Annotated in this window: 13 protein-coding genes; 7 read left to right on the forward strand and 6 right to left on the reverse strand. The window is 59.7% G+C overall.

Annotated features, from left to right (window positions below):
* The first annotated feature begins 18 nt into the window (after positions 1-18).
* The 3 genes from metF to KW837_RS08795 all read left to right on the forward strand — a co-directional run bounded on the left by metF (position 19) and on the right by KW837_RS08795 (position 3960).
* On the forward strand, positions 19-864 hold the full coding sequence (gene metF / locus KW837_RS08785) for a methylenetetrahydrofolate reductase [NAD(P)H] (protein WP_218395272.1): 846 nt from the start codon (positions 19-21) through the stop codon (positions 862-864).
* Positions 865-1056: 192 nt separating this feature from the next.
* Entirely contained in the window at positions 1057-1872 is an 816-nt protein-coding gene (locus KW837_RS08790; RefSeq protein WP_218395826.1) for an ABC transporter substrate-binding protein, read from the forward strand.
* A gap of 222 nt (positions 1873-2094) precedes the next feature.
* Positions 2095-3960: a DEAD/DEAH box helicase gene (locus KW837_RS08795; RefSeq protein WP_218395273.1), complete on the forward strand. Its 1866-nt coding sequence runs from the start codon at positions 2095-2097 to the stop codon at positions 3958-3960.
* Between the two features lie 249 nt (positions 3961-4209).
* Here KW837_RS08795 and KW837_RS08800 read toward each other — a convergent pair whose 3' ends face one another.
* Positions 4210-4803, reverse strand: a complete 594-nt coding sequence (locus tag KW837_RS08800) for a YceI family protein (protein WP_218395274.1) — start codon at positions 4801-4803, stop codon at positions 4210-4212.
* A 32-nt stretch (positions 4804-4835) separates the two neighbouring features.
* A complete protein-coding gene (locus KW837_RS08805) occupies positions 4836-5387 on the reverse strand; it encodes a cytochrome b (RefSeq protein WP_218395275.1) in 552 nt (183 codons plus the stop codon).
* A 285-nt stretch (positions 5388-5672) separates the two neighbouring features.
* On the opposite strand from KW837_RS08805, the gene KW837_RS08810 reads away from it, so the two are divergent.
* A complete protein-coding gene (locus KW837_RS08810) occupies positions 5673-6602 on the forward strand; it encodes a YncE family protein (RefSeq protein ID WP_218395276.1) in 930 nt (309 codons plus the stop codon).
* Positions 6603-6684: 82 nt separating this feature from the next.
* Here KW837_RS08810 and KW837_RS08815 read toward each other — a convergent pair whose 3' ends face one another.
* Complete coding sequence (locus KW837_RS08815) at positions 6685-8457, reverse strand: flavin monoamine oxidase family protein (RefSeq protein WP_218395277.1); 1773 nt, start codon at positions 8455-8457, stop codon at positions 6685-6687.
* A 222-nt stretch (positions 8458-8679) separates the two neighbouring features.
* Between KW837_RS08815 and KW837_RS08820 the strand changes: the two genes are divergently transcribed.
* Both KW837_RS08820 and KW837_RS08825 read left to right on the forward strand, forming a co-directional pair.
* Positions 8680-10086 carry an adenosylmethionine--8-amino-7-oxononanoate transaminase gene (locus KW837_RS08820; RefSeq protein ID WP_218395278.1) on the forward strand — a complete coding sequence of 469 codons (1407 nt, stop codon included), beginning with the start codon at positions 8680-8682 and terminating at the stop codon, positions 10084-10086.
* 152 nt (positions 10087-10238) lie between these two features.
* Positions 10239-10958 carry a 16S rRNA (uracil(1498)-N(3))-methyltransferase gene (locus tag KW837_RS08825; RefSeq protein ID WP_218395279.1) on the forward strand — a complete coding sequence of 240 codons (720 nt, stop codon included), beginning with the start codon at positions 10239-10241 and terminating at the stop codon, positions 10956-10958.
* A gap of 132 nt (positions 10959-11090) precedes the next feature.
* On the opposite strand, the gene KW837_RS08830 is transcribed toward KW837_RS08825, so the two are convergent.
* Positions 11091-11993: a transporter substrate-binding domain-containing protein gene (locus KW837_RS08830; RefSeq protein WP_218395280.1), complete on the reverse strand. Its 903-nt coding sequence runs from the start codon at positions 11991-11993 to the stop codon at positions 11091-11093.
* A 27-nt stretch (positions 11994-12020) separates the two neighbouring features.
* Positions 12021-13268: a D-amino acid dehydrogenase gene (locus tag KW837_RS08835; protein WP_218395281.1), complete on the reverse strand. Its 1248-nt coding sequence runs from the start codon at positions 13266-13268 to the stop codon at positions 12021-12023.
* Positions 13269-13376: 108 nt separating this feature from the next.
* Between KW837_RS08835 and KW837_RS08840 the strand changes: the two genes are divergently transcribed.
* The gene (locus KW837_RS08840) at positions 13377-14291 is read left to right on the forward strand and encodes a LysR family transcriptional regulator (RefSeq protein ID WP_007898000.1); all 915 of its coding nucleotides are present in this window, start codon (positions 13377-13379) and stop codon (positions 14289-14291) included.
* A gap of 111 nt (positions 14292-14402) precedes the next feature.
* Here KW837_RS08840 and KW837_RS08845 read toward each other — a convergent pair whose 3' ends face one another.
* On the reverse strand, positions 14403-15020 hold the full coding sequence (locus KW837_RS08845) for a hemolysin III family protein (protein ID WP_007897999.1): 618 nt from the start codon (positions 15018-15020) through the stop codon (positions 14403-14405).
* Between the last annotated feature and the right edge of the window lie 24 nt (positions 15021-15044).

The raw sequence follows: 15044 nt of genomic DNA on the forward strand, positions 1-15044 counted from the left end.
GTTTCCAAGGATATGACCATGTCCCAAGACCGTCGCTACAGTTTCGAATTCTTCCCGACGAAGACCGATGCTGGGCATGAAAAACTGATCGCCACTGCCCGTCACCTGGCGACCTTCAATCCCGACTTCTTCTCCTGCACCTACGGCGCTGGCGGTTCGACCCGTGATCGCACCCTCAACACCGTGTTGCAGCTTGAAAGCGAAGTCAAAGTCCCTGCCGCACCGCATTTGTCTTGCGTGGGCGATAGCAAGGACGACCTGCGCGGCTTGCTGAGCCAGTACAAGGCAGCCGGCATCAAGCGTATCGTTGCGCTTCGCGGTGACCTGCCCTCGGGCATGGGCATGGCCAGCGGCGAGATGCGCCACGCCAATGACCTGGTTGAATTCATTCGTGAAGAAACCGGCGATCATTTCCACATCGAAGTCGCCGCTTACCCGGAAATGCATCCGCAAGCGCGCAACTTTGAAGACGATCTCAACAACTTCGTGCGCAAGGCTAACGCCGGCGCCAACAGTGCGATCACCCAGTACTTCTTCAACGCCGACAGTTATTTCTACTTCGTCGAGCGTGTACGGGCCAAGGGTGTGAACATCCCGATCGTGCCGGGGATCATGCCGATCACCAACTACAGCAAGCTGGCGCGTTTTTCCGACGCTTGCGGTGCGGAAATCCCGCGCTGGATCCGCAAGCAACTGGAAGCCTACGGCGACGACACCCAAAGCATTCAAGGCTTTGGCGAGCAAGTCATCACCCAGATGTGCGAACGCCTGCTGCAAGGTGGCGCTCCAGGGCTGCATTTCTACACGCTGAACCAGGCTGAGCCGAGCCTGGCGGTGTGGAATAACCTGAAGTTGCCGCGTTAATCGTCGTTAAAGCAAGATCAAAAGATCGCAGCCTTCGGCATTTCCTACAGGGGATACGGACCTCTGTAGGAGCTGCCGAAGGCTGCGATCTTTTGCTTTCCGGCGCCCCTTTATTGTGCAGCCATACCCTGAACCAGAGCTTCTGGATCCGGTTTCTGGCTCTTTATGATTTCTCGTCGTAATCTCAACCCCATGCCTTTGATCGCTCAGTTACTGACCGTGCTTCTGTTCACTTGCCTGAGCCTCACTGCTCGGGGCGAGAAGTTGCGTATTGTCACCGAGCCTTGGGCACCTTATGTGTATGAGGAAAACGGCAAGTCTTTGGGGCTTGACTACGAAACCACCGCCATTGTCTTCAAACGCCTCGGAATCGACGTGGAATGGCAGTTCTTGCCATGGAAACGCTGCCTGTCGATGCTTGAGCAAGGCCAGGCAGATGGCGTGCTGGATATCTTCCACAGCGCTGAACGCGACGCGACCCTGCTCTACCCCAGCGAACCGCTCTCGCAAGTCGAATTCGTAATGTTCTATGCCAACGAGCGACCCTATCCGTTTCGCACCCTGGACGATCTGAAAGGCCTGACCATCGGCACCTCGCCGGGCTACCTGTACAGCAAGGACTTCAGCGAATCGACGCTGTTCACCCAAGAACCGGCACCCACCCATGAAGCCAACTTCGGCAAACTGGTGCGCGGCCGCATCGACCTGCTGATCACTGATCGCCGGGTTGGCCAGCACTTGCTCGATCAACTGAACATCCGCGACAAGATCACCGAGAACCCGATCATCATCAGCCAGCAAAGCCAGTTTCTGGCGGTACGCCGCAATGCCGGGATGGATTTGTTGGTGCAGCGTTTCGGCGCCGAGCTCAAGCGCTTCAAGCGCGAGCCGGCCTACGCTGAACTGAGCGCCCGCTATGGCGCCAGCCCGCCCACCGAAGCAGGGGCTGCCAGTGCCACCGCAACCGGCGGAAAAACCGTTGAGCAGCAGGAAAGCGGCGCGCAGTGATTGCTCTGTTATACTCCGGCCTTCCCGCCAGGCTCACGCCCGGACGCTCGGACTTGTTCAAGGCATCTCGATCCCGCTACAGCGCAGCTTTTCAGCCCGCGCGAGCGCTCCAGACGAGCCTTCGAGTCCCAGCAGGACCGGACGGGATTGCGTCCTCTTAAACGCGATTCGCGCCAGGCAAGACTCCCATTGGGCCAAGCCCTAACTAAAACAGGATTACTCATGTCCTTTGCTTCCCTCGGTCTCTCCGAGGCTTTAGTCCGCGCCATCGAGGCAGCGGGCTATACCGAGCCTACTCCGGTGCAACAGCGGGCCATTCCCGCCGTGTTGCAAGGTCGCGACCTGATGGTTGCGGCACAGACAGGTACTGGTAAAACCGGTGGTTTCGCCCTCCCGATTCTGGAGCGGTTGTTCCCCAACGGTCACCCGGACAAATCCCAGCGTCACGGCCCGCGCCAACCGCGCGTACTGGTCCTGACCCCAACCCGCGAACTCGCGGCCCAGGTGCACGAGAGCTTCAAGGTCTATGCCCGTGACCTGAAGTTCGTCAGCGCCTGCATCTTCGGCGGCGTCGGCATGAACCCACAGGTTCAGGCCATGTCCCGCGGTGTCGACGTGCTGGTGGCCTGCCCCGGTCGCCTGCTCGACCTCGCCGGCCAAGGCAGCGTCGATTTGTCCCACGTGGAAATCCTCGTGCTGGACGAAGCCGACCGCATGCTCGACATGGGCTTTGTCCATGACGTGAAAAAGGTCCTCGCCCGCCTGCCGAACAAACGCCAGAACCTGCTGTTCTCGGCGACGTTCTCCAAAGACATCACCGACCTTGCCGGCAAGCTGCTGCACAACCCGGAACGCATCGAAGTCACGCCGCCAAACACCACGGTCGAGCGGATCGAACAGCGCGTATTCCGTCTGCCAGCCAACCACAAGCGTTCGCTGCTGGCGCACCTGATCACCGCTGGCGCCTGGGAACAGGTGCTGGTGTTCACCCGCACCAAGCACGGCGCCAACCGCCTGGCCGAGTACCTGGACAAACACGGCCTCACCGCCGTCGCCATCCACGGTAACAAGAGCCAGAACGCCCGCACCAAAGCCCTGGCCGACTTCAAGGCCGGTGAAGTGCGCATCCTGGTCGCCACCGACATCGCCGCTCGCGGCCTGGACATCGACCAGTTGCCCCACGTGGTCAACTTCGAACTGCCGAACGTCGACGAAGATTACGTGCACCGTATCGGCCGTACCGGCCGCGCCGGTCGTTCGGGCGAGGCGATCTCGCTGGTCGCTCCGGACGAAGAAAAGCTGCTCAAAAGCATCGAGCGCATGACCAAGCAGAAGATTGCCGACGGCAACCTGATGGGCTTCGACTCCAGCACTGTGGAAGCCGAGAAACCTGAAGTTCGCGAGCGTCCGGATGTGCGTAATCCGCGCAACCCACGTGGCCCGCGCGGCGATGGTCCGAACGGCAGCGGTGGTGGTGGCGGTCGTAAAGACAAAGGCAAGGACAAGGGCGGCAAGGAAAAACCTGCTGCCACTGGCCGTGGCGATCGCCCTGCCCGTGAACACAAGCCTCGCGAAGGCACCCCGGCCCGTGAGCAACAGCGTCCGGCACCTCGTGCCGCCGCTGACCGTGCTCCGGACGAGTTCCTGGACGACGATGTCGATAACTTCGGTAACCGCGTCGATTACGTGCCTCAAGCCAAACCGGCTCAGGGCCGTGGCCGCCGTCCGGGCGCTCCGGCACAAGGCGCAGGCGCAGGTGCTCCGCGCACCGGTCAGCCACAAGGTCGCCAAAATGGTCCGCGCAGCAGCAGCGGCGCAACCACCGGCACGCCGCCAGCCAAGCGCAGCGGCCCACGCAACGGCGCCCCACGTGACGGCCAGGCCCGTCGCGAAGAGTCCCGCAACCGCCGCCCGGCCCGTGACGAGCAGCCTCGTTCGGAACCGGCCGTGCAGAACCCGCGGGGCCCGGCACCGAAGATCATTCACAAGGAGTCGAAAAGCGATCGCTTCCCGACACCTGAGCAACTGGATCAACTGCCAGGCCGTCCACGCGGCGAAAAACCAGCCTTGCTGACACGCAATCGCTGAGTTTTTCAAAGCCATGAAAAATGCCCCTGATCGCAAGATCAGGGGCATTTTTTATGCCTCAACAAAAACTTGTAGGAGCGAGGCTTGCCCGCGAAGACGTCATCCGCTGCACCGCAAAAACCGAGTCGCCCCCTTCGCCGGCAAGCCTGGCTCCTACAGGGTTATGTGCCGATCGGCCCGCACCCATCAGAAACAAAAAAAACGCCCCGGATCGCGAGATCAGGGGCGTTTTTGTTCAAGCAGCGAAATTCACTTCGCTTTCACACCTTCAAATGTAACGTACAACTCGACTGCGTCGGACGCTGGGCCCAGGTCTTTCTGCTTGCCGAAATCGGAGCGCTTGATGCTGGTGGTGCCTTCGAAGCCGGCACGGTAGCCGCCCCATGGATCCTTGCCTTCACCCAGGAAGGTGGCTTTGACCACGATTGGCTTGGTCACACCCAGCAAGGTCAGGTTACCGGTTACGTCGGCAGTGTCTTTGCCAGCGGCGTTTTTGCCGGTGGATTTGACGCTGGTGGAAGCGAACTTGGCGTCGGCGAATTTGCCCACGTTCAGGAAGTCACCGCTGGAGATGTGCTTGTCGCGTTCGGCGTGGTTAGTGAACACGCTGGCGGTGCGCACATTGAACTCGATCTTGCTGTCTTCAGGCTTGGCGGCGTCGAAGCTGAACTTGCCGTCGATGTCCTTGAAGGTACCGGTGATGTAGCTGTACCCCAAGTGGCTGATCTTGAAGTCAACGAAGGCGTGCTGGCCTTCTTTGTCGACAACGTAATCGGCCGCCATTACGTTAGCGGACAGCAGAGCAGAACCGATTGCCAGGGCGGCGAGCGTCTTTTTCAACATGCTTTCTATTCCTTTGGAGTCGAGGTTGAACATCAGGCTTTGCGACCCAGCATTCGTGTAAGGGTCGCATCACGATCGATAAAGTGGTGTTTCAATGCTGCCAACGCATGGAGGCCGGAAAAAATTACCAGCGCCCAGGCCAGGTACAGATGGATCACACCCGCGGTATCTGCCTGGTCCGGTAGTCCGGAAACCAGTGCAGGCACTTCAAACAGGCCAAACACCGGGATCCCGACACCGTCTGCGGTGGAAATCAGGTAACCGGCAATCATCACAGCGAACAATCCGAGATAGAGGAAGGCATGGCCGAACACGGCACCAAGACGCGTCATGCGGCTATAACTTTGCAGAGCCGGCGGCGGTGGACTGATGAAGCGCCACAACACCCGCAGCAACATGACCGCGAACAACAGCAGGCCAATGCTCTTGTGCAGATCCGGCGCATCTTTGCGCCAGGCGCTGTAGTAGTCGAGACCCACCATCCACAACCCCAACGCGAACAGACCATAGACCGCGAGCGCCACACCCCAATGCACGAAGATGCTGATCCAACCGTAGCGGGAAGAAGAGTTACGTAGTTGCATTGCCCAAATCCTGTAAGAACTGCGCCCAAGACTATCGAGTTATCTATCGATTTAAAGCGGAAAATTTCGCTCTGAAATATCGAGAAATACGATCAAGACCTTGCGGTCGAGATGTTAAGAGAGTGTTAACCGAACGAAAAAACCTACAAATGCCGTCCCCATTCCCACTTAAAAAAAGCCTTTACCACTCGTCAGAACTGTCATATCTGACAGTAGCCAACATTGCAGGTCATTGATGAACCTGATCTCGGGCGTTTGTCCGAGCGTCTGAACAGGAGTTCTACCATGAGTCACCATTCGAGTTTATCCCCCGCGACTACGCGCAACCTATCCAATTCGATACCCGTAGGGGCAGGGCCACGAGGGATAGCCATCAACAACGATGGATCACGGGTTTTTGTTTGCAATTACATTTCAGGCAATGTGTCAGTGATCAACACCCGGAACAGAAAGGTAATCCACACCATCGCCGTCGAGCATTACCCCCAAAACATCGTCCTTGCCCATGGAGGGAAAAGAGCTTATGTGACCAACTACGGGTCAAGTTCGGTTTCGGTTATCGATACTGAAACCTATGCGGTGGGTAACGTCACGGTGGGAAAATATCCTCGGGGAATCGTCGTGAGCCGAGACGGGAAGCATGTCTACGTCACCGTTCGACAAAATAAAGAGTGGCTGGCAATTATCGACACCCGCACTTATGCGGTGAGCAGAGTGAGAGGATTGCCCTCTCCCTCCATAAGTGTGGATATCAGCCAGGACGATTCGCGTCTTTATATTTCCAGCACGAACTCTCCTGATGGCCCTTATCAGGACGCACTAACGATCATCAGCAGCAAGACTTTCAAAGTCCTCGATATCATCAGAACCGAAAGGTATCCGTCAGCAGTTACCGTCAGTCCCGACGACAAAGAAGTGTATATCGTGTGTCTGGACGCTCAAAAACTGACCGTACTGGACCCTAAGTTATCGACCACCAGGCATTTCGATTTTGTGACTTGCGAAGGGAAAATAGTGTTCGGCGAAAAAAACGCTTATGCCGTTGATCAAATCAAAAAAGAGGTCGTGGAAATTAATACCGCCACGTATGAAATTGTTCGCCGGGTGCCCATCCCTGGTGCTTCCGAACCGTATGACATGGTTCTTGATCAACATAACCATGCCTATGTCAGCGACTACCAAAGCGACAAAGTCCATAGTGTCGATCTAGCTTAGCGTCAAAGAAAAATCAGCAGCGACATACGCAAGACATAAAAAAAGCGCGGCATCACTGCCGCGCTTTTTTTGATTCCAGAACTTACTGCGTCTTGGTTTCAGTCGTCACTGGGGTCTTCGCAGCAGTATTGACCGCTGGCTTCACCGGCTCAGTCTTTTTCACCGTCGCCTTGACCGGGGCTTTTTTGGACTCGGCTTTGGCCGCCGGCTTTTTCACTGGCGCTTTGGCCGGCGCTTTCCTGGCAGGTTCTGCTTTCACCGGTGCCGCAGGCTTCGGCGCCTCAACCGGTGCTGGCGCTGGAGTCGGCGCAGGTACAGGGGCGGGTGCCGGAGCAACCGGTGCCACGGGTACTGGCGCCTTGGCTGGTTCCGGTTTGTCGTCAGAACCACCGAACAGGTTGGTGAAGAAGTTACCTTTCTTCGCCGCCACTGCACCTGCCGCTGCTGCGGTCGCCGCCGGAACAACTTTCGCCGGTTCAAACGATTTGCCCGCCGCCAGGTCTTCTACCTGACTGGCCGCACGCTGACCGGTGCGCAATGCGCCTTCCAGAGTGCCTGGGTACAAGGCGTCGGTGTGTTCGCCGGCAAAGGCTACTCGCTGCAGCGGACGCTCCCACAGGCGCCAGTACTTGCTGATCTGACCCGGGCCGAAGGCCAGGTATGCGCCACCCATCGACGGGTCGGTGCTGTAGCGACGGATTTCATAACCGGTGAACGAACCGCGTGCCTGTGGATAAAACGCATGCAGGCGAATCAGTACCTGATCAACCATCTGCTTGTCGCCGAAGGCCTGCATCACACGCGCGTTGTCGCCGGACAGGTTGATCACCACGTTGGCGCCACCCTTCAGGGCCGGCTCGACCCACAACATGCCCAGGCCGGTGTTGCTGTAGATCTCGCCAGACATGCGCGCCTTGCTTTCCCACACTGGCGTCTTGAACTTCAGCATGATCTGGTCACGCCAGCCGTAGTTGGTGCCTTTGATGGCGCCCAGGTGCTGGGCATCCAGCGCCGGGGTCATCTGGATCTTGTTCAGTGCCCGCAATGGCACGGCCAGCACAACGTAGTCCGCCTGATAGCCAACACTGCCGACCTTGACGGTCACACCGTCCTTGTCTTGAGTAATGGCCGAAACCGGCGAGCTGGTCTTGATGGTTTTCAGTTGTTTGACGAAGGCCTGGGCCAGCACCGGGCTGCCACCGGGCAGACGCGAGGCGCGCAGGTCACGGTCGGCAACGCCACGGTAGACGCGGCTCTGTTGTGCGAAGTACAGCAGCGACAGGCGCGAAGGTTCGTCATAGCGGGTACGAATCTGCTGATTCACCAACTGACGCGCAGTGGCTGGCAGATTCAAGCGATCGAGCCAGTTGGACACGTTGATCTGGTCCAGGGCGAACAGTGTGCTGTTGGCGGCCGGGTTCTGCGGGTCTTCGATCGAACGCGCCAGATCATCCAGAGTCTTTTCGTAGCGTTTCAGCGCTTCGGCGGTGGCCGGCTGTTTAGTCGCCAGATCGGCGGCGGTGAAATATTCACCGTCGATCAGGTAGCCCGGAGTCCGCACGAATTCAGGGGCTGGCGTGGTGGTCAGCTTGAACGTCGAGACGTACTTGTTCAGCACCGGTTGGGTCTTGTCGTTGCCGATCCACTCACTGGTGGCCATGCCGGAGCGACCGCCCAACGTCGGCTTGGCTTCCAGCAGAGTGACCTGCCAGCCTTTGTTCTGCAGTTCGTACGCCGCGGTGAGGCCCGAAAGCCCGCCGCCGACCACGATCACCGTTTTATCCTTGGCCAGCGCCGAAACGCTGAACAGCCCCAACATCACCAGCGCACAGGCGCGCAGCCAACCAGCAGACATTCAGCGAACTCCGGAAATACACGAGGAAATAGCGGTTTTACGAGTCAGACGACTCAAAGAACCGCGAAGAATACGTCAGCCATCAAAACGCCGCCAGCGACGTCTATCTCCTTATACAAAGTAGCTCAATCGACACAATGGGTTGTCCCGATGACGCGCATTGCATAGGCTTGCGCGATTGTTTGCCCGCGCACCAAGCGAGCCGCCTCGAGGAGACTGAACATGGGCCTGAATAATCAGTGGATGCAACGCGATCTCGCGGTGTTGTGGCATCCCTGCACCCAGATGAAAGACCACGAACAGCTGCCGCTGATCCCGATCAAGCGCGGCGAAGGCGTCTGGCTGGAAGACTTCGAAGGCAAACGCTACCTCGACGCGGTCAGCTCCTGGTGGGTCAACGTGTTCGGCCACGCCAACCCGCGGATCAACCAGCGCATCAAGGATCAGGTCGATCAGCTGGAACACGTGATCCTCGCCGGTTTCAGCCATCAGCCGGTGATCGAACTGTCCGAGCGCCTGGTAAAGATGACGCCCGAAGGCCTGACCCGGTGTTTCTACGCCGATAACGGTTCGTCGTGCATCGAAGTCGCGCTGAAAATGAGCTTTCACTACTGGCTCAACCGCGGCCAGCCGAACAAGAAGCGCTTCGTCACCCTCACCAACGGTTACCACGGCGAGACCATGGCGGCGATGGCGGTGGGCGACGTGCCGCTGTTCACCGAAACCTACAAAGCCCTGCTGATGGACACCATCAAGGTGCCGAGCCCCGACTGCTACCTGCGCCCCGAGGGCATGAGCTGGGAAGAACACTCGCGCAACATGTTCGCCGCCATGGAGCAGACCCTGGCCGACAACCACGACACCGTGGCCGCCGTGATTCTGGAGCCGCTGATTCAGGGCGCTGGCGGGATGCGCATGTACCACCCGGTGTACCTGAAGTTGCTCCGCGACGCCTGTGATCGTTATGGCGTGCACCTGATCCACGATGAAATCGCCGTCGGCTTCGGCCGCACCGGAACGATGTTCGCCTGCGAACAGGCCGGCATCCGTCCGGATTTCCTCTGCCTGTCCAAGGCACTGACCGGTGGTTACCTGCCGTTGGCGGCGGTGCTGACTACCGATGAGGTCTACAGCGCCTTCTACGACGACTACCCGACCCTGCGCGCCTTCCTGCACTCCCACAGCTACACCGGCAATCCACTGGCGTGCGCGGCGGCATTGGCGACGCTGGATATCTTCGAAGAAGACAACGTCATCGAGAACAACAAGGCCCTGGCTCAACGCATGGCCTCCTCCACCGCGCACCTGGTCGATCACCCGAACGTTGCCGAAGTGCGCCAGACCGGCATGGTTCTGGCCATCGAGATGGTCAAGGACAAGCCCACCAAGGAAGCTTATCCGTGGCAGGAACGTCGTGGTTTGAGGGTGTTCCAGCATGCGCTGGAGCGTGGTGCTTTACTGCGGCCGTTGGGCAGCGTGGTGTATTTCCTGCCGCCGTACGTGATTACTCCGGAGCAGATCGATTTTCTGGCCGAGGTGGCCAGTGAAGGCATCGACATCGCCACCCGCGACAGCATCAGCGTGGCAGTGCCGAAGGACTTTCATCCGGGTTACCGTGATCCGGGCTAAGTGACCCCCTTGAGCTTTTGTGGTATCTGGGCCGCCGCCTTCGCGAGCAAGCCCGCTCCCACAATTGACCGCGTATACCCTGTGGGAGCGGGCTTGCTCGCGAATGAAGTCGACACCGATTCAGATAATTAACACCTTTCCAGAGACCCAGCATGAGACTGTCCCGCTTCTTTATCGACGCCCCCTTGAGCATCGGCGAACACGAGCTTCCCGAGGGCCAGGCCCATTACATCAGCCGCGTGCTGCGCATGGCCGAGGGTGATGCGGTGCAATTGTTCGACGGCTCGGGCCATGAGTTTCGCGGCACGCTGGCGGAAGTCGGCAAGAAGCGCGTCGTGGTGAACATCGATGAAAGCTTCGCCGGGCAGGTCGAGTCGTCGCTTGCGGTCCATCTCGGCCAGGGCTTGTCCCGTGGCGAGCGGATGGACTGGGCGATTCAGAAAGCCACCGAACTGGGCGTCAGTGAAATCACCCCGATCTTCACCGACCGCTGCGAAGTCCGCCTCAAGGACGAGCGCGCCGACAAACGCCTGATGCATTGGCGTCAGGTGGCGATCAGCGCCTGCGAGCAATGCGGGCGTTCATCGGTGCCGCTGATTCATCCGCCGCTGCTGTTGGCCGATTGGCTGAAGCAGACGCAGGCCGAATTGAAGCTGGTGCTGCACCCGGTGGCCGAGCCATTGGTGAGCCATGCGAAACCGGCGACGCTGGCGTTTTTGATCGGCCCGGAAGGCGGGTTGTCTGACGCTGAAGTCGAACAGGCCAAGGCCGGCGGTTTTCATGCCGCCCGCCTCGGCCCTCGCGTATTACGCACCGAAACCGCGCCGGTGGTGGCGTTGGCGGTGGCCCAACAGCTTTGGGGTGACTTCTAGGGCCTCTTCGCGAGCAAGCCCGCTCCCACATTTGATCTCTGAACGACACAGATCAAGTGTGGGAGCGGGCTTGCTCGCGAAGGCCGGCGACGCGATCTACAAGACACAAAACAGAATCTGATCGTTCAGGAACTACTGCACCGGATCACTCACCGGCTTCGCAATGATCGCCTTCAGTTCGCTGGTCATCGGAAACTCAAGGTTCAAACCTTTAGGCGGAATCGGCTGCTGGAACCAGCGGTTGTAGATGCCATTGATTTCCCCTGAGCTATACAAATCGGCAAGCGTCGAGTTCACCAACTCGAGAAACTGCGGATCGCCCTTGCGCACCATGCAGCTGTAGATTTCCCGCGATTGCTCCTCACCCACCACGACCCACTTATGCGGATCGCGAGCCTTGGCCCGTTCACCGTAGAGCAGCGCATCATCCATGTAGAACGCCGCCGCCCGCCCTGACTGCAGCATCTGGAAGGCTTCGCCGTGGTCCTTGGCGCTGATCACGAACATATCGATCTTGTGATCGACGTTGTAGCTCTTCAGAAACCGCTCATTGGTGGTGCCGGCGGTGGTCACGACGTTCTTGCCGCGCAGGTCGGCGAAGCGCTTGATACCGCTGTCCTTCGCCGTGAGCAACTGCCCCTTCACGTAGATGAACCCATAGGAAAACGCCACTTGCTGCATGCGCTCGGCGGTCACGCCGGTAGAGCCGCATTCAAGGTCGACCGTGCCGTTCTGGACCAGCGGAATGCGTGTTTGCGAAGTCACCAGGTTGTACTTCACCTGCAGATCCGGCAGTTCGAGTTTTTGCTTGATGCGCTCGACAATCTTGCTCGCCAGGTCCACCGAATAGCCCATCGGCTGCCCCGTGTGATCACCCACGTAAGAGAACGGCACCGACGCATCGCGATAGCCCAGCGTGATGCTCTTGGCATTGGCAACCTTGTCCAGCGTGCCGGTCAGCGGCGCTTCGTTGGCCTGGACCTGACTGGCGAGCAGCAGGCCGAGGGTGCAGCCGATCAACGTGATTTTTTGCATTGTTATTCTCCGTTGTGGGTTAAGCGTTTAGCAGCGGGCGACGCGGGGTGCGAGGCCCTGCATTTCGATCGAGGGTGCGCGCCGGGCAATCAACTCACTCAGCAGCCGCGCGCTACCGCAGGCCAAAGTAAAGCCCAAGGCGCCATGGCCGAGGTTGAGCCAGAGGTTGCGGTACGCCGTGGCGCCAATCAATGGCACGCCGCTGGGGGTCGCCGGGCGCATGCCGGCCCATTCGATGGCGGCGTCATAATCGCCGGCATTGGGCAAGGTTTCCTGCGCCTGGCGTTTGATCAGCGCCAGACGCTTGGGATCGAGTGCCGGGTCGAAACCGACAATGTCGACCATCGCCGCCACTCGCAGTTGTGCGCCGATGCGGGCGTAAACGATCTTGCGGTTGTAATCGGTGATGCTCAGCTCCGGCGCGCGGTGTTCGGCGCGGATCGGCATGGTCAGGCTGTAACCCTTGAGCGGATACAGCGGCAAGTTCATGCCCGGCAACGCCAGCGCCGGGCTGCGATGACCGGCAGCGATCACCAATTGCTCAACCGGCAATACCTGCGCGCCCATTTCAACGGCCTGCACCGCGCCGTCCCCGTGGCGAATGCCGGTGACCGTGCGCCCCGGCAAAAACTCGCAACGCCCCGACGCCTTGAGCCGGGCCACCAGTTGCAGGCAGAACGCATGGCAGTCGGCGACTTCTTCATCGGGCGTGTAGATCGCCCCTACGAACGGCGCCTCGGCGAGTGCCGGCTCCAACTGTGCGCACTCGGCTCGGGACAACACCTGTTGCTGTCGCGGATCAGCCAGCCCTTGGCGCGCATGCTCGAAGCTTGCGGCTTCGCGAAACGTCACCAGTTTGCCGTTGCGCCGCCAGTCGAAACCGTCGAGGCGGTCTTCGTCGCGCCAGCCTTGCAGCGTGGCCTGGCTCAACAGCGCCAAGCGCAGCAGATGTGCGCCGTTGCGCTGATTCACCGAACGCCGGCAGGCTGCCAGAAAGGCCGCCATCCAGCGCCATTGCGCCGGGTCCAGGCGCGGGCGCAGCTTCAACGGCGAGTCACCGCGCAACATCCAGCCCAGCGCCTGCAACGGTACGCCGGCATCGGCCAGGGGCGCGACATAGCGGTAGGACAACTGGCCGCCATTGGCGAAACTGGTCTCGCTGGCAAACGAATCCCGGGCCTCGATCAGCGTCACGTCGATGCCGTCGCGAACCAGTGCGTAAGCCGTTGTCAGCCCGATGACGCCGCCACCGATGATGCAAACCCGCTGAGCCATGTCAGTCCTTAAGCGTTGTTGAAACGTGTCCTCAGCTTAGGACCAGGTGACAGACGTTGAACAATGCATAAAGATGCCTGAGCCATAAACAAAGGTTATGGACTTGCCATGCGACTGCGACACATCGAAATTTTCCAGGCCATTCGCCAGACCGGTTCGGTCAGTGGCGCCGCCCAGTTGCTGCACGTATCGCAGCCGGCGGTGAGCAAAGTGCTGCAACACGCCGAACAGCAACTGGGCTTTGCGTTGTTCCTGCGGGTGCGCGGCAAATTGCAGCCGACGCCCGAAGCCCTGGAACTTGAGCGCGAGGTCGACAAGGTCACCGAAAGCCTGCAAGGCGTGCGACGTCTGGCCCAGAGCCTGCGCCGCGAGCCGGGCCACAGTGTACGGATTGGCGCGATCCCGGCGCTGGCCTTGTCGCTGCTGCCGCCGGCGATCAACGAATGGACGCAACGCTACCCGCAAATCGCCTGCGAATTGTCCAGCGCCCACAGCCGTGAGCTGATGCAGAACCTGTTAATGCGCGAAGTGGATGTCGCCCTGACGCTGCAACTACCGGATCATCCGGGCCTGAAGGCGCAGGCCCTGGCCTGTGGGATGCTGGTGGCGCTGGCGCCGAAGGGCTTTTGGGCCGACGACACTCACGGTAAACCGTTGCCGTTGATCGAACTGGCCGGCGCGCCGCTGATTGGCTTGTCCAGCGCCGACCCGCTGGCCGCCCGACTCGACAGCTACCTTGAAGCGGTCAATCCGCCGCCAAAGGTACGCATCGCGGTGCAGACTTATTCGCTGGCGCGGGCGATGGTTGAATCCGGTGCCGGGCTAGCAGTGATCGACCCGTTCACCGCACTCGGCGCGTCCCCCGCCACTACGGCGATTCGTCCCTTGGCGCCGGCGCTACCAATCACCCTGTACGCGGTGACCCGCGCCGACGAGCCACCGCCGCACACCTTGAGCGACTTGTTGCAGGTGTTCAGCCGACGGGCGCAGGCGCAATTGGATCGCTTGTGTCCCCTAATGTAGGAGCAAGGCTTGCCCGCGAACAAGGCCCCGCGGTATATCAGGTACACCGCGTCATCGTTCTTCGCGGGCAAGCCTCGCTCCTACAGGTTTTGCAAATAGCTGCAATGCGATCTACAAGACATAAAACAAAATCGCCACAAAGTGCAGCACGCTTCCGGCAATCACAAACAAATGCCAAACCCCATGGGCATGGCGCAGACGATGGTCGAGGGCAAAAAAGATAATTCCCACGGTGTACAACACCCCGCCCGACGCCAGCCAGGTAAAGCCGACTGGCCCCAGCGCCGCCAGTAATGGCTTGACCGCCACCAGCACGATCCAGCCCATCACCGCGTAAATCACGATCGACAGAATCCGCGCTTCCGAGCGCGGTTTGATCTCTTGCAGGATGCCGATCAGCGCCAGCCCCCAGACGATCCCGAACAACGTCCAGCCCCATGGCCCGCGTAAGGTCACCAGGCAGAACGGTGTGTAACTGCCGGCAATCAACAGGTAGATCGAAAAGTGATCGACCTTCTGCATGATCGCTTTCTTGCGCCCGCGCACGCTGTGGTACACGGTCGAGGCGCTGTAGAGCACCAACAAGGTAAACGCATAAATCGCCACACTGACGATCTTCCACGGACTGCCGTCCATACTGGCAATCACCAACAGCCACACGCCGCCGACAAACGCCGCCACCGCCCCGACCAAATGCGTCCAGGCGTTCAATCTTTCCCCGTGATACATGCGTTGCTCACCTCAAAATTCATT

Origin of the sequence: Pseudomonas sp. PDM24 (assembly GCF_019218905.1) — a bacterium.
Taxonomy (GTDB): Bacteria; Pseudomonadota; Gammaproteobacteria; order Pseudomonadales; family Pseudomonadaceae; genus Aquipseudomonas.